The following is a 19172-nucleotide window of genomic DNA, read 5'->3' as shown; positions in this document are numbered from 1 at the left end:
TGGTCTCAAGGGCTCCGCGTTCATCTAGGATGGGCGCGTTATCATTCACGTCCATCGCGAGCATGCTCGCTCCTACAGGTGGGTGTGGGTTAACCGAATAGCCAATAGCCCAGTAATGTCAGCACCACCACCGCCAGTACCGGGCGCAAAACCCGATAAGCCTTCGGGTTACGACGCTTCCACTGCTTGACCACGCCGCTGACCTTGTCGCTGGAGTTCTTGCTCCAGGCATAGGCCTGATTGATCCCGCCAACCCGTTCGTCATCAAGGTTCTGCGGCGCGGTGGCGCGCCCCAGGAAAGCACTGATCGAGCGGTTGATGCGGGTCATCAGGCGATTGCTCAATGGCCGTTCGATGTCGCAGAACAGAATGACCCGGGTCTTGTCGGTTTCGTTCTTGACCCAGTGCACGTAAGTCTCGTCGAACATCACATCCTCACCATCACGCCAGGCGTAGACCTGACCGTCGACAAAAATGCGGCAGTCGTCGGAGTTGGGTGTCGACAGGCCCAGGTGATAACGCAGGGAACCGGCGAACGGGTCGCGGTGCGGGTTGAGGTGACTGCCGCCTGGCAGCAGCGCGAACATGGCGCCCTTGACGTTGGGAATGCCGCTGACCAGTTCGACGGTCCTGGGGCACAGGGCTTCGGCCGATGGCAGCGGTTTGTCGTACCACTTGAGGTAGAAACGCTTCCAGCCTTTCTTGAAGAAAGAGCCGAAACCGGCGTCGTTGTTCTTGTCGGCGGCGCGGATGTAGCCCTCGTCGAACAGGTGCATGGCTTCGTCGCGAATGACTTCCCAGTTGTCCTTGAGGATGTCCAGTTCCGGGAACTTGCTGCGGTCCAGGTAAGGCCTGGAAGGGACGCTGGAAAACAGATACATCAACGCGTTGTAGGGGGCGAACAGCGCCGAGTGGTTGACGAATTGGCGCAAGACCGGCAATCGCGCCCTGCCGCGTAAATGCACATAGAGCGTGCTGCCCAGAAACAACAGCAACACCAACGCCTTCGCGGCAAAGGAAAAGGTCATCAACAACTCCTTGGTATTAGACACTTAGCGCAACGCCATCTACCCGACGTGGCAGCCGGCATGATAAACACTCCCGGCCCGCGGAAAAACCCGCCCGATTCAACATTCAGTGTTAAGGATTGCGCAACAAAGCACGTCTTAACACGCGGCGCCTGAACCCTGGCTGACCTGAATCAGTCGGTCTGGGTGGAACGGGATTCCCACCCTGCTCCATCCTTGTACGGCGCTGAAACGTTACTGCTGATTCTCCTGCTCGGTGAACAGGTCACTGAACAGCATGCTCGACAGGTAACGCTCGCCGGAATCCGGCAGGATCACCACGATGGTCTTGCCCTGCATTTCCGGGGTCTCGGCCAACCGCACCGCCACCGCCATTGCCGCGCCGCAGGAGATGCCACACAGAATCCCTTCCTCCTGCATCAAGCGCAGGGCCATGGCCTTGGACTCTTCGTCGCTGACCAACTCCACCCGGTCGACGATCGACAGGTCCAGGTTCTTGGGCACGAAACCGGCACCGATGCCCTGGATCTTGTGCGGGCTTGGCTTGATCTCTTCACCGGCCAACGCCTGGGTGATCACGGGCGAGACCACCGGCTCCACTGCGACCGAGATAATCGGTTTGCCCTGGGTATTCTTGATATACCGCGAAACGCCGGTGATGGTTCCACCCGTTCCGACGCCTGACACCAGCACATCGACCGCACCGTCCGTGTCGTTCCAGATTTCCGGGCCGGTGGTTTTTTCGTGGATGGCCGGGTTGGCCGGGTTATCGAACTGCGCCGGCATGAAGTATTTGGACGGATCGCTGGCAACGATCTCCCCCGCCTTCTCGATCGCGCCCTTCATGCCCTTGGCTGGCTCGGTCAGCACCAGTTCCGCGCCTAATGCCTTGAGCACCTTGCGTCGTTCGATGCTCATGGACGAAGGCATGGTCAGCATCAATTTGTACCCCCGCGCGGCGGCCACAAAGGCCAGGCCGATGCCGGTGTTGCCAGAGGTCGGCTCGACAATGGTCATGCCCGGCTTGAGTTTGCCGGTGCTTTCGGCGTCCCAGATCATGTTTGCGCCGATCCGGCACTTGACCGAATAACCCGGATTACGCCCTTCGATCTTGGCCAGGATGGTCACACCGCGCGGCGCGATACGGTTGATCTGCACCAGCGGCGTATTACCGATGGAATGGGCGTTGTCAGCGAAAATACGGCTCATGGCTGGGTCCTTGATACAGCGTTAATAAGCGCACAAAGGTAAGCCTGTTCCCGGTGGTCGTCCAGTCAGGTCGAACGTCCGGTTATCAGCGCAGTCAATGGCTTTAGATCGCCAGAGAATTGCCATCATGAAACGTCGATACAGCTGGCCCCTGTGGACCTTCACCGGCCTCATCGTGCTGCTGATTGCCCTGCACGTCGCCCTTCCCTACCTGGTGCGCGACTACCTTAATGACCGCCTGGCGGACATGGGCGCCTACCGCGGCCAGATCACGGACGTGGACCTGGCGCTGTGGCGTGGGGCCTACAAAATCAACGGCCTGAAAATCGTCAAGGTCGACGGCAAGGTACCGGTGCCGTTCGTCAATGCACCGCTGATCGACCTCTCAGTCAGCTGGCATTCGCTCTGGCATGACCATGCGGTGGTGGCCGAGGTGAAATTCGTCAATCCCGAAGTGAATTTTGTCGACGGCGGCGCCAACAAACAGAGCTCCCAGACCGGTCAAGGCACCGACTGGCGTGCCCAGCTGGGAAAACTGTTACCCATCACCTTGAACGAGGTGCGCATCGACGACGGCAAGATCAGCTTTCGCAACTTCAACTCCAAACCCCCTGTGAACATGAACGCCACCAAAGTCGACGCCAGCATCTACAACCTGACCAACGTGGTCGACACCCAGGGCAAGCGCGACGCCCGTTTCGAAGGCAAGGCGCTGCTGCTCGGGCATGCGCCGCTGGAAACCAGCGCGACGTTCGACCCATTGAGCAATTTCGAAGACTTCGAGTTTCGCCTGCGGGCCAGGGACATCGAACTCAAGCGCATGAACGATTTCGCCTCGGCCTACGGCAAATTCGATTTCAACGCCGGCCATGGCGACGTGGTCATCGAAGCCCAGGCCAAAAAGGCAAAACTGACCGGCTATATCAAACCCCTGCTGAAAGATGTCGACGTGTTCAACTGGCAGCAGGATGTGGAAAACAAGGACAAGGGGATCTTCCGCTCCATTTGGGAGGCGATTGTCGGCGGCTCCGAAACGGTGTTGAAGAACCAGGGCAAGAACCAGTTTGCCACCCGCGTAGCGCTGAGCGGCAACGTGCATCGGCAAGATATCAGCGCGTTCGAGGCGTTTTTACAGATTTTACGCAATGGTTTCATTGAGGCCTTCAATGCCCGCTATGAACGGCCGAAACCGGATGCCGGTTAACGTTTGCGGGTGACGGTGTAACGACCCGTTTCTTCGGCCGCCCGTAGCGACCTGTTTTGCGCTTGCAGGAAGTCCCAGCCCAGGCAAGCCAGCGCCAAAGAGCGCGGCACTGCTTCCCGGCCGCTGCTGTAACGGCTGATGCTGCGGGCGCTGATCCCGAGTGCTTCTGCGGCCTGGTTGAGCGGCAACCCGGTACGGGCGCGCCAGTCGATGAATATGCGGGTATTTTCATCCGATGCGTTCTGCGCGAGGGCATCCAGATACAACGTGTCGGCGCCGATCTGGATATCCTGTTCAGGCCATTCCACGCACCAGCCGTCATCGCCGAGCACGGCCCCTTCAAAAGCGCTCCCCAGCAAGGGTTGCAAACCCGGAAAAGCCTCCAGGTCACGGCTCAAATCAAGGGTCAGTTGCTGGCCATCGATAAAGGTCAGCGCCAGCCGATAGTCCGGCAGGGCCTGCACTTGCGATAGCCTGGGTCGTTTCATGGGTAACATCGTTTCCAATCCTCCAGCAGTTGTGCTTGATTGGCCCGGATCCATGCGAGCGCTTCCTTGATAATCAGCGGCGGTGCCTTGCCGATCATCACCTCAACGGTTTCCAGGCTCAGCATGACGTCCAACCCGCCACCGTTCAGATGGACATGGGGTGGCGGATGATCTTTCTCGCGCAACTGAATGCGATACGTATCTCGAAACCGGTATTTAGTAGACATGCCTTGCAAGCTATCGCCAAAATGGCGATAGCTCAATGCTGGCCCACAGCCGAGACTGAGTCAAGATGTGACGCCCCATTCAGAGACTAAACAAGAGGAAAGGTGTTCGGCCCAGTAAACACGGGGGTTTCAGCAGGATTTACTGCACTTGCACGCGCCGTGCGTACCGTGCGCGTGTCACATCTGAAATAGCAAACGACGTACATTACGATCTACAACCACGCAGCAAGGAAGAGGCTATGCCAGCTAAGCGATCGTACGAGCAAGAATTCGATAAGGCTTGCGATTCCGCGAAAAGATGGGCCGAACAGGGCGGTATATTCCCTTCAATAAACGAGGACGGGGAGCCACGCTACCGTATCCAACAAGGGCTACAAGCGGCCTGTCATGGCCGAGAAGACACGGCAGCGGTATTGATTATTCAACAGTCTGTACTTCGCAGATTGGAGCAATTGCGCATGCTCGCCGTAATAGGATTGGTACTTCTGGCATACATAGCGGTGCGGCTCACGTAGGCACGCAGTATTGCTTGCCGTTGGTGCACAGTGGTGAAGCCGATCTCCAGTGCTCTAAGGGTATGCTCTCGCACCGTCCGGCTTGCTCGTTGGTTCAGACGGTGCACAGGGGTGGGGTTTTCGGGCGCGCTCAGTCCAGCATGGTGTTGTCCACGGCGTGCTTGATCGAACATGCCCTTTTGACTGATGCCGTGCTGATCCCGAAGTGCTCGGCGGTCTGGGCAATACTCGCGCTGTGCTCTCGCCTCCAAATCGCCACTTCTGCATCTGGTATCGTTTTCACTCGCCCAAGCGCTCGCCCTTCGGACTTGGCGCGCTCAATCCCGGCCATCTGCCGCGCCTTGATGTTGGAGCGCTCCAGCTCGGCCACAGCCGCCAACATCGTGAGCATCGCTTTACCCATAGGCGTACTCAGGTCGAACCCCTCGCGCTTGCTGATAATGCTCACGCCCTTCGATTGCAGCGCCTCAACCGTGCCCAGTACGTCCAAGGTATCGCGTCCTAGTCGGTCTACGGCGCTCACCACAAGCGTATCGCCCTTGCGAACATACGCTACCAATGCAGCGAATCCCGGGCGCTCTAGTGCCTTTACTGCGCCCGACACGCCAGCATCCTCATACCATTCATTGACGGCATAAGTCTCAGCAAGGGAATGCTTCTGAGCCTCAACGCTTTGCTCGTTGGTGGAAACGCGTACATATCCGATAGTTGCCATGTCTGCTGTCCGTGAGTTGTGGTCTGAATAGCTCATAACCTATGGCTCAGATATTCATGGGTAGCTCAATACAAGTCAACACCTTTGAGCCAGCCTAATAGCACGATCCGATGAATGGCTCACAAGGTGTACCTTTTGAGCCACAACACTGAGCTAGTCCAACGTCCAGCAACTCAGCAAACGGCTTCCAGTGGCGCAGGCGCGAACCGTTCAGCGCGGACATGCGCGGATGCATGCGCGGGCTCGGAGGTGCGCCCCAGCACGCCCAAGGGCGCGAGACCGACGGGGGAACGATGGCTGTTTATAGTTCAGGGACACCCTCGCGTGAGCATAATAAAATTTCATTGCGCATAGAACACGCCGGGGAAGGCACACCAGTGCCGGGAGGCCAAAAAGGGAAGTAGCTGTTAGGCCACTTCCCGTTGTGCTTCCAGATGCTGCTCCAACAATTCAATCTGCTGCTCACGCTCGGCGTGCTCCAGCAGGATTTCACGGACAACCCCAGCAGACACCGACTCCAGAACCGAGTCCCACTTCATGAATCCGCCAAGGTCTTCGCCTTCCCAATCGACAATCACCGACACGGTGTAATGCCTAGGCCAGATACAGTGATGGGCCATGCTCTTGTCATAAGGCCAGATAGGTTCCTTCGGGCAGCCAGCGACCACAGTGCTGGGCGAACCACACACCATGTACACCACGCCGCAGGGTGAGGCGTCCGACAGCGCGTACTCTTCATGCCAAGGCTTAATCTCCGGCCTAGCGTTCTTGCGAGAGACTGTTCCGCGAGCGCGGCTCACGCCGTCACCCCGGCCTTCACAGCACGGTGCTGGGCACGATGCAGGGCCACCAGAACATCGGCGGCAAGGTACTTCTCCCCGGCCAACGTCACGACGTAGCTACCGCTGTTTGTGCATCCACCTGCCACGTCTCCGACTTCACGGTTACGGATACCTACGTTGCCGTTCCAGCGCTTCCACCGCAGACCGCTGGGGCTGGTCAGATCAGTGCTGAACGCTTCCTGAAACGAGGCTAGGACTTGCTTTGTAATTCGAGCTTTCATGTTGTTCCTCCAAGGGGTACGGCCCGCCCCGGAGGGCAGGCTATTTGCGTAGGTTTTGAGGTGCCGAAACGGCGCTAGCGATTAGCCGGACTAGTTGCACCAGTTCACGGCTTTGCTCAAGAAGTGGGGTTAGAACTGCCCGTATCAGTACACGATCAGCCGACAGCAAGGCATCGACCGCGAGCATGATCGACTCGGTATCTAGCACAACCGATCCGGCCCGCATCACACGACCACCAGTGAGGCTGTACGGGCCGACATTGATCGATCCCAGGCGAGCCAATATGCTTTGCTGATCCAGAAGGCGCTGTGCCCGGAGGTGGCGTTGTTGCCAGTTATCCGAGGCTGCATTGTCCTTCGGCACGTACACCGACACACCGGAGGGCAGCGCCTTGAACACCTCTGGGACGCGGGCGCCATTACAAGCCCGACAGGTCAGGTTCCGGGTGTGCCGTTCGCTTCCACTGCATTCCGCACACCGCCAGTTCGGATCGTCGAATGTCTTGGCACCGGACATGACAGCGGCGTATCGGGCGGGGTTGAGTTGACGCATGCTGGTCAAACGGTCTGCATAGCCGGGATACCCCAGCCGCATCTTTATAAGGTCGTCGGCGGATGGGTGCTGCCCGCGCCGAAGCGCGGGCTTGTCGGTGCTCACACTGCACCACGGAGTTTGTCAGCGAACACGACACCGAAGTACGGCGCAGGCTTAGCCGACAAAGAGCGCACCAACATGGCTTGCTCGCGGGTGCTGATCGCACGAGCTGTACCATCAGCGCTTGCCTCAATAGGAATCCACTGTTGGTCAACGTGAGTCATCAGCACCCACCCGGCTTCGGGTTGAACTTCAATGCAGAACGAGCGAGGGCCTGCCGCATCCGCCCCCGCTTCAAACGTCACAGCGCCACGCGACTTGCACGCGCCTGCCCAAGAATTAGCAATGCTGCGCCAGTCAGTACCACGGCCAGCGACCAGCGCCGGAACGTCAACGTCAGGGCCTGCTAAGTTTTGAGCCATACCGGCCTTGTTCCCGTCTACCAACTCCAGCAGGAACTCGAACTCTTCGGCACTGAGCTTGCCCGATGCTTGAATGGCAGCCACCTCACCGCGAGCAGCTACCAACACCTTTTGTTCCCACTCGTTGTGCACAGCCTTAGCAGCCTCAGCCTCACGAATCATGAGTTCGTCACGGCGGTTTCCAATCAGGCTGTTTACGGCATGGGCAGCGAACACACGCATGGCATAACGCAGGTCATCCGGGGTTTTGAGAGTTTCACCCACGACATTGCGCAGGGCGTCGCTCAGCTTCTGCCCGTTCCCAGCAAGCTTCGTTGAGACAGTTTCGGAAGGATGCACGCCGCCCACGGTCAGGGTTCGGCGGTACAGATCCTGTGCGGTTTCCGCAGTGAACACCGATTCAGCTTCGGCTAGCAGCTCTTCAAGGCTTGGGAGCGGTGCGACCGGCGCAGGGGCTTGCACAGGAAACATCGGGAGCGCTTCGGCGGGTTCAACATCTCCGATACTCAACGGGGCCAACAGGGCAGCGTCCGACAGGTTCGCCAGCACGGACAGGTGCGCAGCGGTCGGGGCATTCAATTCATTCATGGTCAATCTCCTCTGTAATGAAGGCCGAATTACTCGGCAGGGGTGGCGCGATAAGCGGCGGCGAAATCACGGGACAGCTGTTGAGACTCAGAGCCATCGGTGCCGGAGTTGCCGAGGTAGTAAGCGGCCAGCGCCATATCGCCTCGTGACAGCTCTTTGCCTTCCAGAAGCTGGGCGAGCTCATTTTCGTATCGCGCTTTCACGGACGGGCGAGCGGAACTGCGGAGATGGCTGGTCAGGAATTCAAGGCGCTGACGGTCGGTGTGGCTCAGTGATGTTTTCTTGCTCAAGGTTGGTTCTCCTAGTTGTATTGCGGGACCGGCGCGGCGCGCTCGGCGTGGATCTCTAACAGCAGCCCAACGACAGCGAAGAGCGGCCAAGTCGGATTCATCCCTGCCAGTTCCCGGAACGAGCTACAGCCGGTGGCGTCCTCGATAGCTGGCAAGTCCAGTCCCAGGCGCGCGCAGAACTTACGGACTCCGCCGCCAGTGCAGCGGACGTACCACGCTGGAAGGCGCACGCCAGCGGCAGCAGCCAGCGCACGCCAGTGCGAGGCATCAGCGAAGTCGAGGCGCAAATGAGCTCTGGCGAACTGTTGGGCCGCTTCACGGGCAGCGGCAGCCGCGTCGGCTTGCTGGTTCTGCCAAGCGCCGGGAATGAATGTGCGGGCGGTGTTGTTGGTGTCTACGGATTGCGATTGCATGAAACCTCCAGTGGGGATCAGGCACACTTCCGCTAAATCCCTGAGTTATCGGTCGTATAAACGTCGATGACTCGGAACCTTGGCGTTGGTATGTCTTTGAGTTGAGCGCAGGAAATCACCCTTGAAACTCGGGGATTTAGGCGTGTCTTGATTGATGCACGGTGCAGGGTCGGTGGTCAGCCGTGAGGCGATGCGAATGCACAGCCTCGGGATAGGGTGCCAGCGCCCGCGAAGGAGAAGCGCGTCACTGGCAGCTACAGCAGGTGACCAAACCGGCTGGAGCGGGGAAACTCAGGTGTTACGGGCGTTGGCGCATGCCCTTACAGGTTTGAAATACAACGGCAGGCTTGGCTTTGCGGGCTTTCGGTAGTAACAGCTTCTCGACGTACTCGGTGCTGGCACCCATGAACTCCGCGATCTCTTGCACAGATTTGCCACTTGCGAACATTCCACGAGCCTGAGCACGGGGAGTGATACCAGACTCATCAGTGACGGTGACGATTGTGCGGTCAGGTGGTGTGTTCATGCTTGCTCCTAGGATTGGTAGAGTTCCTTATAGGGTATTACCCTTGGGTTTTTTGTTCGTTTCATGGGGTACATGTACCCCTTCTGTACCCTCAGCGACTGCGCTTCACGAATTGCTTAACGGTGTTGACCTTCTGGCCGGTGGCGTTGGCAATAGCGGTTGGTCCGTCTCCAGCAACTAGCATACGACGGGCTACAACATGCCAGTGTTCTCCGGCCTCCGTGATGGTCTGGCGAGTCTCCAACGCGGCTACCTGAGCTTTGAGCTTAGCTACTTCATCCTCGACAGCGCTCAGCCGTTGGCGGTCTTTTGTGTGATCGGCAAGGCTGTACAGCGCAGCGACGGTCCCGGCGAGGGTGCCACTGGTAGCGGCATTCTCCTTTCGACGGGTCAGGACACCTTGCTCACGCATAGCCGTGCGGGCGGCGTGCTGGCTTTGAGCCTGCCATTCCGTAGCAATGTTGCGATTCCCCTTGCTGGCGAGGCGTGTGGCTTCTTTGGCAGGGACACCGGCTTCACGCAGCATAGCGGCGGCGCTGGGTTTGGTTCCCTCAGTCATACAAACGTCGTGGGCGGTTTTCATAACGTGCCGGACCTCGGGGGCAGTGGCATATCGTGGCTTGAATCCAACGGCTTGCAGTGCCGCTTTGCGCTGGGCGCTTGCGTCACGGGCGATCCGGGCAAACTCAGAACCTACGCAGTGCCGTTTCGGACTCCAGCCGTCTAGGGTGCCGTTCTTTTGGAAGTGAGCGCTGGCGCTTCTGAGGGTGTTGCACAAAGCATTCCCATCCAAGCCGGGGCATGCATCGTTCGCCATCTTGAGCGCTCGCATATTCTCCTTCGCGCTCCATACAGCGGGGGCAGGCTGGGTGAACTGCTCGGACAATCCGTCCAGCATGTTCTGTAAATCTGTCATTGGTCGTCTCCTTTGTTCGTTCAGCCCTCCAAAGGCTATTTGCAAGTACAGGACGACAACCTGTGCAGTCATTCCCTCCCGTACGATGAGTCTCGTTCTATTGCTTGGGCATCCGGCAGGAAGAGCGGCAGACGGTTGGTTAGCCTTACTCGTACGAATAGTGATTAGCTATTCAACATGCCCGGTTTATCAGGGCCGCAACCTGTGCAGTCATTCCCTCTTGTGCGATAAGTCCGGTACTATTGCTTCCTCCGGGCACCGAGAGCAGCGGAGGCCGTCACCTAACCGGGGATGAGTTCTCGAACCTTCTGTAGAAGCTCCCTTGCGCGGTCGAGGGGCTGAGAGCCGCCGTATATGCTTGTGGCCTTCGCACCAGCAGCGGTATGCCCCAACACCCCGCCCACCTCTTCTGAGGTCGCGCCAGCATCCCGCATCAGGTCAGCGAATGAATGCCGCTGGCTGTACAACACAAGTTCGGAATCAGGCGGCAACATTCGACGGAACACCCGAGAGAGATTCCGCACGCGCTGGCGAATACGCTGGTCGCGAACTTCACGCGAGGCGTCAGGTGGTATGTTCAACCCAGCCAGCACATCGCGAAACAGCGGTACGTCCTTAGCGTGCACAGGGACATCGCGGCGGGCAGCAGCGTTCTTCCCGCCACTTAATCCCGCTTTGAAAACCAACTCCCGGCGTCCGCGAATATCCACGCGCTCACCTAACGCATTCGGTCCCTCTTGCAAAAGCTCACCGGGGCGCAGGCCGTACCGGGCCAGAAGAACTACTGCGGCATGCCATTGCGGCACTTCCTGTTTTATCCTCGCATGCACCGCGAGCATCTGCGCTAGAGGTACAGGTGCGCGCTGATTTATGTTCATCCCGCCACCGGCGCGTACTGCCCTAGCTGTTGCTCCAACCTTAGGCAATCGCAACCCGTCCCAACCGGGCAGGCGTTTTAGGACCGTGATTAAAGCGGCTGCATCCGCGTGCACGGACGTAGCCTTACCCCCAGCCGCCAGCTTATCGGCGCAGTACTGCATCACCCTCGCCATCTGTTCCTCTTGTGAACTCGGCCAGACCAACACGCGCTCGCTCAGGCCCCGCACCCTGCCCACCCGGCTAGGGCCTACGCCTTCGTAATAATCATCTAGCACCGCTTTGAATTCCGCCGCTGTAGTCCGTGCATCCGCGACTTCAGGGCCAGCGGCAGTGTCAGACTTGAACGTCTCAGGATTCCCCGACAGCACCGCGTCAAACGCTTGCAGCGCCCGCCTAGCGAGTACCGGATGCATCTGCACTCCGGGCGGCATAACACCGTCTGCCTGAGCTTGTAGGGACTGGCGTTGCCACTGCACAGTGCGCTGCCATCCGGGCTTCCCCATCGTTTCAACGGTGGTGAGTGTGATGTTCCGTACAACGGCATCGAGGCTTTCGAGGATTGAACTCGCTGTGGCATCCGGCTGCGCATCCCCTCGCCCAGCCTGAGCAGGCGTGCGGGCTTCCTCGCATACATTGTCGAACTCCACGGACACCGCACGGGCACGCAACAAAGCCTCCGTACGGTCAGCGGTGCCCAAGGCTTTGCGGTACTCGGTGCGTCCGACTACCTCTGCAACGTCAGCAGGGAATCGGCGGCGGTAGCTGTACCGACCATCGCGGCGGGTGATGAATGACATACAGGATTCTCCAATGTGACACGTGGTACGGTCGCGTGGTGGTGACATAAGCGCCATTCAAGAGCTGAATACTGGGGCACGTGTCACACTGCCGAATCGCTACACGCCTTATAGTACAAGGCCGCCAGCCGACTCGACAGTTCCTCAGTGTACCAACCGGTCAGAGACTGAATAAGCCGTCTGCGTTCACAGTCGACCGGGCGCCGCGTTATAGTCGGGGCTGACCCTTTATTGCGCCCCGCCCTGCCTCATTCAGGTCGGCGTTACCGTTCGAGGATTTGCAGATGAAGTTCGAAGGCACCCAGGCCTACGTCGCCACCGATGACCTGAAGCTGGCGGTCAATGCCGCCATCACCCTGGAGCGACCGCTGCTGGTCAAGGGCGAACCGGGCACCGGCAAGACCATGCTCGCCGAGCAACTGGCCGAATCCTTTGGCGCCAAACTGATTACCTGGCACATCAAGTCCACCACCAAGGCTCATCAAGGCCTTTATGAGTACGACGCGGTCAGCCGCCTGCGTGATTCGCAACTGGGCAACGAAAAGGTCCACGACGTTCGCAACTACCTGAAGAAGGGCAAGCTCTGGGAAGCCTTCGAGTCCGAAGAGCGGGTGATCCTGCTGATCGACGAAATCGACAAGGCCGACATCGAGTTCCCCAACGACTTGCTGCAAGAACTCGACAAGATGGAGTTCTACGTTTACGAGATCGACGAGACGATCAAGGCCAAGAAGCGCCCGATCATCATCATCACCTCCAACAATGAAAAAGAACTGCCGGACGCCTTCCTGCGCCGCTGCTTCTTCCACTACATCGCCTTCCCGGATCGCGTCACGCTGCAAAAAATCGTCGACGTGCACTACCCGGACATCAAGAAAGACCTGGTCAGCGAAGCGCTGGACGTGTTCTTCGATGTGCGCAAGGTGCCGGGCCTGAAGAAGAAACCTTCGACGTCCGAACTGGTGGACTGGCTGAAACTGCTGATGGCCGACAACATTGGCGAAGCGGTACTGCGCGAACGCGATCCGACCAAGGCCATCCCGCCGCTGGCCGGGGCCTTGGTGAAGAACGAACAGGACGTGCAACTGCTTGAGCGCCTGGCGTTCATGAGCCGTCGCGGCAGTCGTTGATCTCCTGAGGCGATAGCCATGCTGCTCAATCTGTTCAATGAAATGCGCGCCGCCAAGGTTCCGGTCTCGGTGCGCGAACTGCTGGACCTGATTAACGCGCTGAAACAGCGCGTGACCTTCGCCGACATGGATGAGTTTTACTACTTGTCCCGGGCGATTCTGGTGAAAGACGAAAAGCATTTCGACAAGTTCGACCGGGCATTCGGTGCCTATTTCAATGGCCTGGAGAAGCTCGACGACCACTTGCAGGCGTTGATTCCCGAGGACTGGCTGCGCAAGGAATTCGAACGTTCCCTGACCGATGAAGAGCGTGCGGCGATCCAGTCCCTCGGCGGCCTGGACAAGCTGATCGAAGAATTCAAGAAACGCCTGGAAGAACAGAAGGAACGCCATGCCGGCGGCAACAAGTGGATCGGCACTGGTGGCACCAGCCCGTTCGGTTCCGGCGGTTTCAACCCGGAAGGCATTCGGGTGGGCGACGCCGGCAAGCGCCAGGGCAAGGCGGTCAAGGTCTGGGACCAGCGCGAATACAAGAACCTCGATGACTCGGTGGAACTGGGCACGCGCAACATCAAGGTTGCCCTGCGTCGTCTGCGCAAGTTCGCCCGCCAGGGTGCGGCGGAAGAGCTGGACATCGACGGCACCATCGATCACACCGCCAAGGATGCCGGGCTGCTGAACATCCAGATGCGCCCCGAGCGACGCAACACGGTCAAGTTGCTGCTGCTGTTCGACATCGGCGGCTCGATGGACGCCCACGTGAAGATCTGCGAGGAGCTGTTCTCGGCCTGCAAGACCGAGTTCAAGCACCTGGAGTATTTCTACTTCCACAACTTCATTTATGAATCGGTGTGGAAGAACAACATGCGTCGTACCTCCGAGCGCACCTCCACCATGGACCTGCTGCACAAGTACGGCGCCGACTACAAAGTGATCTTCATCGGTGACGCCGCCATGGCGCCCTACGAAATCACCCAGGCTGGCGGCAGTGTCGAGCACTGGAACGAAGAAGCCGGTTACGTGTGGATGCAGCGCTTCAAGGAGAAGTACAAGAAGCTCATCTGGATCAACCCGTACCCGAAAGACACCTGGGGCTATACCTCGTCGACCAATATCGTTCGGGATTTGATCGAGGACCAGATGTATCCGCTGACGTTGCGGGGGTTGGAGGAAGGGATGCGGTTTCTTTCCAAGTAAAGATTATGGTTGTCGGTGATGCCGCCTTCGCGAGCAAGCCCGCTCCCACATTGGATCTCTGTATGACGCAGATCCAATGTGGGAGCGGGCTTGCTCGCGAAGCTTTTAGCAGCCTGAAAACTGCTGCAAGAACTCGACCTGCTCCCGATGCGCCACGTCCTGCACCACCGGCCGCAACCGCACCTGCGTCCCCGGCAGGCATTGCGCCAACCGGGCCAGCGCCAACGGGGTCAACGCCCCCAACCGCGGATATCCGCCAATGGTCTGCCGATCATTGAGCAACACAATCGGCTGCCCGTCCGGCGGCACCTGCACAGCGCCCAATGGAATGCCTTCGGAAATCATCGGCTTGCCCAGGTATTGCAACGCCGGACCCAACAGGCGAATGCCCATGCGGTCAGCGCGGCTGTCGAGGCTCCAAGCGCTGTTGAACGCATCAAACAGGCTTTGGCCGCTGAACTCGCCAATTTGCGCACCCAGTACCAGGTCCAGCGGCGTATTGAGCTTCAGGTTGGGCCGCTGGTCTGCCGACAACTCGCGCAGCAACATCACGCAATTGCCCGAGTAGCTCAAACACGCACCGTTGCTCAGCGCACGCCCCATGCCATCCAGGCCGCCCAATTCTTCGCGGACCACCGTCGCACGGCTGCCCAACACCTTCGGTGCGTCAAAGCCCCCCGGTGCGGCGAGATAGGCGCGGGCGCCGAGCAACGGCTGCGTGAATTGCAGACGCTGTCCCTTGTGCAGCCTGAAACTGCGCCACGGCGCCAGCGGCTCGCCATCCACCTGCGCGCCCAGGTCGGCGCCGGCGAGCGCCAGCACGCAATCCTCTTCAGCCACCGCAGTGAACCCGCCGAGGGTGATTTCGATCACCGCCGCGTCCAGGCCGTTGCCCAGCAGCCAGTTGGCCCAGGACATCGAACGCCAATCCAGCCCGCCACCCTGGGTCACGCCCAGATGGCGCACGCCGAAACGCCCGGCGTCCTGCAACAGGCACAGCGGCGTACTTGCCTCAATCGTCAAACGGCTCATGCCTGCGCCTCCAGTGGCGTGTCGTCGCCACCCAGCTTGATGAACTCGGCATGGCCGACGGCTTCGAAGCGCACGGTGTCGCCCGGTTGCATCAGGCTGTAGCCGTCACGGTGGCGGTCGAACAATTTGGCCGGGGTACGGCCGATGAGGTTCCAGCCGCCCGGGGACACCACCGGATAGGCCGCCGTCTGCCGTTCGGCGATGCCGACACTGCCGGCGGCGACTTTCTTGCGGGGGGTGTTCAGTCGCGGCGCGGCCAGCACTTCTTCCACCAGCCCCATGAAGGCGAACCCCGGTGCGAAGCCCAGGGCGAACACCTGATATTCACGCTCGCTGTGACGGCGGATCACCTCCTCCACCGCCAGCCCGCTGCGCTGCGACAACAGGCTCAGCTCCGGGCCGACGCTCAAGTCGTACCACACCGGCAACACATGGCAGGTGCCACGAGTCCGCGCATTGGGCGACAGATCGATCAGTGCTTCGGCGATCAGCTCCCGGGCCTGGACCGGGCTCAACGCAGTCAGGTCGTAATGCACCATCAAGGTCGTGTAGGACGGCACCAGATCGATCAGGTGCGCGCCGAACGCCGCCCGCAGGCTTTCGCTGGCCGCGAGCATCCAGGGCATGTTGGCCTCGGCGATTTCATCGAACAGGCGCACCATCAGGCAATCGAGCGCGACCACTTCCACGCGCAATTTCATGATGCACTCTGCTGATTCAAGGCTTCACGGATGCGGCGTACGGCGGCGACCGAACTGGCGTTGTCGCCGTGCACGCACAAGGTGTTGGCCTGCAAATGCAAGGCGCTGCCATCGCTGGCGGTGAGGGCGTCGCCACGGGCGATCGTCAGTGCTTGCCCGACAATGTGCTCCGGGTCGTGGTGCACCGCTCCCGGCAGGCTTCGCGAAACCAGCATTCCGGCGCGATCATAGGCGCGGTCGGCGAAGGCTTCGAACCACAGGGTCACGCCATATTCATCGCCCAACTGCTGCGCCGCACTGTTGTCGCGAGTGGCCATCAGCATCAATGGCAGGTCACGGTCGTACGCGGCCACGGCCTGCAACACCGCACGCAACTGCGCCGGGTTGGCCATCATGTCGTTGTACATCGCGCCGTGGGGCTTGACGTAACTGACCCGGCCGCCCTGGGCCCGGCAGATGCCGTCGAGGGCACCGATCTGGTAATGCAGGATGTCTTGCAGTTCGTGGGCGGCATAGGCCATGGAGCGGCGGCCGAACCCCACCAGGTCCTGATAGGCCGGATGGGCGCCGATCTGCACGCCGTGGCTGAGGGCCAGGCTGACGGTTTTGCGCATGATGCTCGGGTCGCCGGCATGGAAGCCGCAGGCGATATTGGCGCAATCAATGAAGGACATGACTTCCGCGTCCAGACCCATGGTCCAGTTGCCGAAACTCTCGCCGATGTCGCAGTTCAATAGCAGGCGGTTCACGATGAACACTCCTGTAGGCTTTATTCTTTTTAGCTGTCGGACATACCCGTAAGACAGGCCCGCAGATTATCAGTTACTGGGCGTCGAGTTGCTTGCCACGGGTTTCCGGCAGGCTCAGGGCCGCGAGGATCACCACGCCGTAGGACACCGCCGCAAAGGCACCGATGCCGACACTCAGCGGCACGGTCTGGCTGAGCAGGCCGATCAGCAGCGGGAACAATGCCGCCAGCGCCCGGCCGATGTTGTAGCAGAAACCCTGGCCCGAGCCGCGAATCCGCGTCGGGAACAACTCGGTCAGGAACGCGCCCATGCCGCTGAAAATCCCCGAGGCGAAGAAGCCCAGCGGGAAGCCCAGCCACAGCATCACGCCGTTACTGACCGGCAGTTGCGTGTACAGCAGGACGATGGTGAACGAGCCGACGGCGAACAGGATGAAGTTCTTTTTGCGCCCGAGGATGTCGGTCAAATAGGCGCTGATGACGTAACCAACGTAGGAACCGATGATCACCATCGCCAGATAACCACCGGTGCCGAGGACGCTCAGACCGCGTTCGTTCTTCAGGAAAGTCGGCAGCCACGACGTGATCGCGTAGTAGCCACCCAGCGCACCCGTGGTCAGCAACGAAGCGCGAATGGTGGTGAAGAGCATGCCGGGGGCGAAGATCTCGTAGAACTTCGAGGGGTTGCTCGGGGCTTCCTTGGCTTTGGCTTCGCGGTAGATTTCCGGGTCCTTGACCAGGCGACGGACGAAAATCACGAACACCGCCGGGACGATGCCGAGAATGAACAGTGCACGCCAGGCGTCTTCCGGTGGCATCACCGAAAACAGCAACGCATAGAGAATGGCGGTCAGGCCCCAGCCCAGCGCCCAGCCGGACTGCACCATGCCAACCGCCTTGCCGCGGTCCTGGGCGCGGATGACTTCACCGATCAGCACCGCGCCGGCGGTCCACTCGCCACCGAAACCGAAGCCCATCAACGTGCGCGCGATCAGCAGCTGCTCGTAGCTCTGGGCAAAACCGCAGAGAAAAGTGAAGAAGGCGAACCACAGCACCGTCAGCTGCAACGTGCGCACGCGGCCAATGCGATCGGAGAGAATCCCCGCGACCCAGCCACCGATGGCCGAAGCGATCAGTGTACTGGTGTGAATCAGCCCGGCCTGGCCGGTGGTGATGCCCCACATGGCAATCAGGGTCGGCACCACGAAGCTGAGCATCTGGGTGTCCATGCCGTCCAGGCCATAGCCGATCTTGCAGCTCCAGAAGGTGCGGCGTTCCTGTTGATTGATGTTGCGATACCAGTCGAAAGGACCCGGGCGAGCCGTGGTTTTCGGAATGGCGGTCGTGTCGGGCGCACTCATGGCAATTCTCCGCGCTGATTTTATTGGTATTGTTCTGAGCCCCGACGACGCCTATCGTGGGAACCGGATGGCTTGATTCTTGGGCGCACCGCCCTGCCGCGTCCAACTAATAAAAACCCGCCTTAGGCATAAGAAATCTTTATCCCCATGAACCTGAAGTTTCTCGAAACCTTTGTCTGGGTCGCCCGGCTCAAGAGTTTCCGCCTGACCGCCGACAAGCTCTTCACCACCCAGGCGTCGATTTCCAGCCGCATCGCCGTGCTCGAAGGCGAGCTGGGGGTGAAGCTGTTTTTGCGTGATTCCCGGGGCGTGAGCCTGACGCCCGAAGGCTTGAAAGTGCTCGATTACGCCGAGCAGATGATGGACACCATGCAGGCGCTCAAGCAGTCGATCGAGACCCGTTCGAGCAAGGCCGGGCGCGTGCGCATCGGCGTGATGGACACGGTCATCCACACCTGGCTCAGCCCGTTGGTGGCGCAGATGACCGATCACTACCCGTTGGTGGAAATCGAGCTGGTGGCCGATACGTCGCTCAACCTCTGCGATCAGCTGCAAAAAGGCTTTCTCGATGTGATCCTGCAAACCGACCTTCTGCGCCAGGAAAGCGTGCGCAGCCTGGAGCTGGCCAGTCATCCCATGGGCTGGATCGTCGCCAGTAACTCGCTGTACAACCGTGAGTATTCAGGCATCGCCGACCTGGCCAACGAACGAATCATTACCTATTCGAAGAACTCCCATCCGCACCAGGAAGTGCTCGCCCTGATGCAGGCCAACGGCGTCATGGCGCCAAGGCTGAACTGCGTGAATTCAGTGTCGGCGATTACCCGGTTATTGCGTGACGGTTTCGGCATCGGGGCACTGCCACCGGTATTGGTGGCCGAGGAGCTGGCACGTGGCGAACTGACCTTGCTGGCAATCGATCAACGCCCGCCGGATTTGCAGGTGGTGGTGTCGTGGCGGGTGGGCGTGGAGTGGGTCGAGGAGATTGTTGCGTTGTGCCAGCAGGTGTTGGAGGGGTATGCGCGCAGGGTGGGTGAGCAGTACATTGTTTTAAGTTCGTAAAAAATCAAAAGATCGCAGCCTGCGGCAGCTCCTACATCGGAATTGCGTTTCCCCTGTAGGAGCTGC

The 19172-nt window shown here is 59.7% G+C and carries 22 protein-coding genes; 4 read left to right on the top strand and 18 right to left on the bottom strand.

Going from position 1 to position 19172, the window contains the following annotated elements; genetic code table 11:
• Positions 1 to 89: 89 nt before the first annotated feature.
• Together F8N66_RS09460 and cysK are read right to left on the bottom strand one after the other, a co-directional pair.
• Complete coding sequence (locus F8N66_RS09460; RefSeq protein ID WP_150769909.1) at positions 90 to 1028, bottom strand: aspartyl/asparaginyl beta-hydroxylase domain-containing protein; 939 nt, start codon at positions 1026 to 1028, stop codon at positions 90 to 92.
• Positions 1029 to 1262: 234 nt separating this feature from the next.
• The gene (gene cysK / locus F8N66_RS09455) at positions 1263 to 2237 is read right to left on the bottom strand and encodes a cysteine synthase A (protein ID WP_150769908.1); all 975 of its coding nucleotides are present in this window, start codon (positions 2235 to 2237) and stop codon (positions 1263 to 1265) included.
• 127 nt (positions 2238 to 2364) lie between these two features.
• Between cysK and F8N66_RS09450 the strand changes: the two genes are divergently transcribed.
• Complete coding sequence (locus F8N66_RS09450; RefSeq protein WP_150769907.1) at positions 2365 to 3441, top strand: DUF748 domain-containing protein; 1077 nt, start codon at positions 2365 to 2367, stop codon at positions 3439 to 3441.
• Here F8N66_RS09450 and F8N66_RS09445 read toward each other — a convergent pair.
• From F8N66_RS09445 to F8N66_RS09390, 12 genes are all read right to left on the bottom strand, one after another.
• Positions 3438 to 3938 (bottom strand): DUF2442 domain-containing protein, encoded by a 501-nt coding sequence (locus F8N66_RS09445; protein ID WP_150769906.1) that lies wholly within the window; start codon positions 3936 to 3938, stop codon positions 3438 to 3440. The two genes, F8N66_RS09450 and F8N66_RS09445, sit on opposite strands and share 4 nt — an antisense overlap.
• Positions 3926 to 4156, bottom strand: a complete 231-nt coding sequence (locus tag F8N66_RS09440; RefSeq protein ID WP_191622966.1) for a DUF4160 domain-containing protein — start codon at positions 4154 to 4156, stop codon at positions 3926 to 3928. The genes F8N66_RS09445 and F8N66_RS09440 overlap by 13 nt, the downstream gene beginning before the upstream one ends.
• 645 nt (positions 4157 to 4801) lie before the next feature.
• A complete protein-coding gene (locus tag F8N66_RS09435) occupies positions 4802 to 5386 on the bottom strand; it encodes a recombinase family protein (RefSeq protein WP_150769904.1) in 585 nt (194 codons plus the stop codon).
• Positions 5387 to 5793: 407 nt separating this feature from the next.
• Positions 5794 to 6006: a hypothetical protein gene (locus F8N66_RS09430; RefSeq protein WP_224790454.1), complete on the bottom strand. Its 213-nt coding sequence runs from the start codon at positions 6004 to 6006 to the stop codon at positions 5794 to 5796.
• Between the two features lie 176 nt (positions 6007 to 6182).
• Entirely contained in the window at positions 6183 to 6449 is a 267-nt protein-coding gene (locus tag F8N66_RS09425) for a hypothetical protein (RefSeq protein ID WP_150769903.1), read from the bottom strand.
• A gap of 40 nt (positions 6450 to 6489) precedes the next feature.
• Positions 6490 to 7107: a hypothetical protein gene (locus F8N66_RS09420; RefSeq protein ID WP_224790453.1), complete on the bottom strand. Its 618-nt coding sequence runs from the start codon at positions 7105 to 7107 to the stop codon at positions 6490 to 6492.
• The gene (locus tag F8N66_RS09415) at positions 7104 to 8054 is read right to left on the bottom strand and encodes a hypothetical protein (RefSeq protein ID WP_150769902.1); all 951 of its coding nucleotides are present in this window, start codon (positions 8052 to 8054) and stop codon (positions 7104 to 7106) included. Before F8N66_RS09415 ends, F8N66_RS09420 begins: the two co-directional genes overlap by 4 nt.
• Before the next feature lie 29 nt (positions 8055 to 8083).
• Positions 8084 to 8344: a hypothetical protein gene (locus tag F8N66_RS09410; protein WP_150769901.1), complete on the bottom strand. Its 261-nt coding sequence runs from the start codon at positions 8342 to 8344 to the stop codon at positions 8084 to 8086.
• Between the two features lie 11 nt (positions 8345 to 8355).
• On the bottom strand, positions 8356 to 8757 hold the full coding sequence (locus tag F8N66_RS09405; protein ID WP_150769900.1) for a hypothetical protein: 402 nt from the start codon (positions 8755 to 8757) through the stop codon (positions 8356 to 8358).
• 298 nt (positions 8758 to 9055) lie between these two features.
• The gene (locus F8N66_RS09400; RefSeq protein ID WP_150769899.1) at positions 9056 to 9283 is read right to left on the bottom strand and encodes a hypothetical protein; all 228 of its coding nucleotides are present in this window, start codon (positions 9281 to 9283) and stop codon (positions 9056 to 9058) included.
• Positions 9284 to 9374: 91 nt separating this feature from the next.
• The gene (locus F8N66_RS09395; RefSeq protein WP_150769898.1) at positions 9375 to 10199 is read right to left on the bottom strand and encodes a helix-turn-helix domain-containing protein; all 825 of its coding nucleotides are present in this window, start codon (positions 10197 to 10199) and stop codon (positions 9375 to 9377) included.
• Positions 10200 to 10480: 281 nt separating this feature from the next.
• Positions 10481 to 11875: a DUF6538 domain-containing protein gene (locus tag F8N66_RS09390; RefSeq protein WP_150769897.1), complete on the bottom strand. Its 1395-nt coding sequence runs from the start codon at positions 11873 to 11875 to the stop codon at positions 10481 to 10483.
• Positions 11876 to 12159: 284 nt separating this feature from the next.
• Between F8N66_RS09390 and F8N66_RS09385 the strand changes: the two genes are divergently transcribed.
• Together F8N66_RS09385 and F8N66_RS09380 are read left to right on the top strand one after the other, a co-directional pair.
• Positions 12160 to 13005, top strand: coding sequence for an AAA family ATPase (locus F8N66_RS09385; RefSeq protein WP_047526880.1), 846 nt, complete (start codon positions 12160 to 12162; stop codon positions 13003 to 13005).
• 18 nt (positions 13006 to 13023) lie between these two features.
• A complete protein-coding gene (locus tag F8N66_RS09380) occupies positions 13024 to 14202 on the top strand; it encodes a vWA domain-containing protein (RefSeq protein ID WP_008055445.1) in 1179 nt (392 codons plus the stop codon).
• A 105-nt stretch (positions 14203 to 14307) separates the two neighbouring features.
• Here the strand turns inward: F8N66_RS09380 and F8N66_RS09375 are convergent, their stop codons facing one another.
• The 4 genes from F8N66_RS09375 to F8N66_RS09360 form a co-directional block, all read right to left on the bottom strand.
• A complete protein-coding gene (locus F8N66_RS09375) occupies positions 14308 to 15234 on the bottom strand; it encodes a biotin-dependent carboxyltransferase family protein (RefSeq protein ID WP_150769896.1) in 927 nt (308 codons plus the stop codon).
• Positions 15231 to 15935, bottom strand: coding sequence for a 5-oxoprolinase subunit B family protein (locus F8N66_RS09370; RefSeq protein WP_150769895.1), 705 nt, complete (start codon positions 15933 to 15935; stop codon positions 15231 to 15233). Before F8N66_RS09370 ends, F8N66_RS09375 begins: the two co-directional genes overlap by 4 nt.
• On the bottom strand, positions 15932 to 16684 hold the full coding sequence (locus F8N66_RS09365) for a 5-oxoprolinase subunit PxpA (RefSeq protein WP_150769894.1): 753 nt from the start codon (positions 16682 to 16684) through the stop codon (positions 15932 to 15934). Before F8N66_RS09365 ends, F8N66_RS09370 begins: the two co-directional genes overlap by 4 nt.
• Positions 16685 to 16757: 73 nt before the next feature.
• Positions 16758 to 18044, bottom strand: a complete 1287-nt coding sequence (locus tag F8N66_RS09360; RefSeq protein WP_150769893.1) for an MFS transporter — start codon at positions 18042 to 18044, stop codon at positions 16758 to 16760.
• A 147-nt stretch (positions 18045 to 18191) separates the two neighbouring features.
• Between F8N66_RS09360 and F8N66_RS09355 the strand changes: the two genes are divergently transcribed.
• Entirely contained in the window at positions 18192 to 19106 is a 915-nt protein-coding gene (locus F8N66_RS09355; protein ID WP_150769892.1) for a LysR family transcriptional regulator, read from the top strand.
• Positions 19107 to 19172 lie beyond the last annotated feature (66 nt).

Source organism: Pseudomonas fluorescens, assembly GCF_902498195.1.
In the GTDB taxonomy this organism is placed as follows: domain Bacteria; phylum Pseudomonadota; class Gammaproteobacteria; order Pseudomonadales; family Pseudomonadaceae; genus Aquipseudomonas; species Aquipseudomonas fluorescens_BU.
This window is presented reverse-complemented; position numbering and strand designations above follow the sequence as displayed.

Coding starts and splice junctions, on each gene's coding strand:
- F8N66_RS09460 (WP_150769909.1), bottom strand. CDS start 1,028: ATGACCTTTTCCTTTGCCGCGAAGGCGTTGGTGTTGCTGTTGTTTCTG.
- cysK (WP_150769908.1), bottom strand. CDS start 2,237: ATGAGCCGTATTTTCGCTGACAACGCCCATTCCATCGGTAATACGCCG.
- F8N66_RS09450 (WP_150769907.1), top strand. CDS start 2,365: ATGAAACGTCGATACAGCTGGCCCCTGTGGACCTTCACCGGCCTCATC.
- F8N66_RS09445 (WP_150769906.1), bottom strand. CDS start 3,938: ATGTTACCCATGAAACGACCCAGGCTATCGCAAGTGCAGGCCCTGCCG.
- F8N66_RS09440 (WP_191622966.1), bottom strand. CDS start 4,156: ATGTCTACTAAATACCGGTTTCGAGATACGTATCGCATTCAGTTGCGC.
- F8N66_RS09435 (WP_150769904.1), bottom strand. CDS start 5,386: ATGGCAACTATCGGATATGTACGCGTTTCCACCAACGAGCAAAGCGTT.
- F8N66_RS09430 (WP_224790454.1), bottom strand. CDS start 6,006: ATGGCCCATCACTGTATCTGGCCTAGGCATTACACCGTGTCGGTGATT.
- F8N66_RS09425 (WP_150769903.1), bottom strand. CDS start 6,449: ATGAAAGCTCGAATTACAAAGCAAGTCCTAGCCTCGTTTCAGGAAGCG.
- F8N66_RS09415 (WP_150769902.1), bottom strand. CDS start 8,054: ATGAATGAATTGAATGCCCCGACCGCTGCGCACCTGTCCGTGCTGGCG.
- F8N66_RS09405 (WP_150769900.1), bottom strand. CDS start 8,757: ATGCAATCGCAATCCGTAGACACCAACAACACCGCCCGCACATTCATT.
- F8N66_RS09400 (WP_150769899.1), bottom strand. CDS start 9,283: ATGAACACACCACCTGACCGCACAATCGTCACCGTCACTGATGAGTCT.
- F8N66_RS09395 (WP_150769898.1), bottom strand. CDS start 10,199: ATGACAGATTTACAGAACATGCTGGACGGATTGTCCGAGCAGTTCACC.
- F8N66_RS09390 (WP_150769897.1), bottom strand. CDS start 11,875: ATGTCATTCATCACCCGCCGCGATGGTCGGTACAGCTACCGCCGCCGA.
- F8N66_RS09385 (WP_047526880.1), top strand. CDS start 12,160: ATGAAGTTCGAAGGCACCCAGGCCTACGTCGCCACCGATGACCTGAAG.
- F8N66_RS09380 (WP_008055445.1), top strand. CDS start 13,024: ATGCTGCTCAATCTGTTCAATGAAATGCGCGCCGCCAAGGTTCCGGTC.
- F8N66_RS09375 (WP_150769896.1), bottom strand. CDS start 15,234: ATGAGCCGTTTGACGATTGAGGCAAGTACGCCGCTGTGCCTGTTGCAG.
- F8N66_RS09370 (WP_150769895.1), bottom strand. CDS start 15,935: ATGAAATTGCGCGTGGAAGTGGTCGCGCTCGATTGCCTGATGGTGCGC.
- F8N66_RS09360 (WP_150769893.1), bottom strand. CDS start 18,044: ATGAGTGCGCCCGACACGACCGCCATTCCGAAAACCACGGCTCGCCCG.
- F8N66_RS09355 (WP_150769892.1), top strand. CDS start 18,192: ATGAACCTGAAGTTTCTCGAAACCTTTGTCTGGGTCGCCCGGCTCAAG.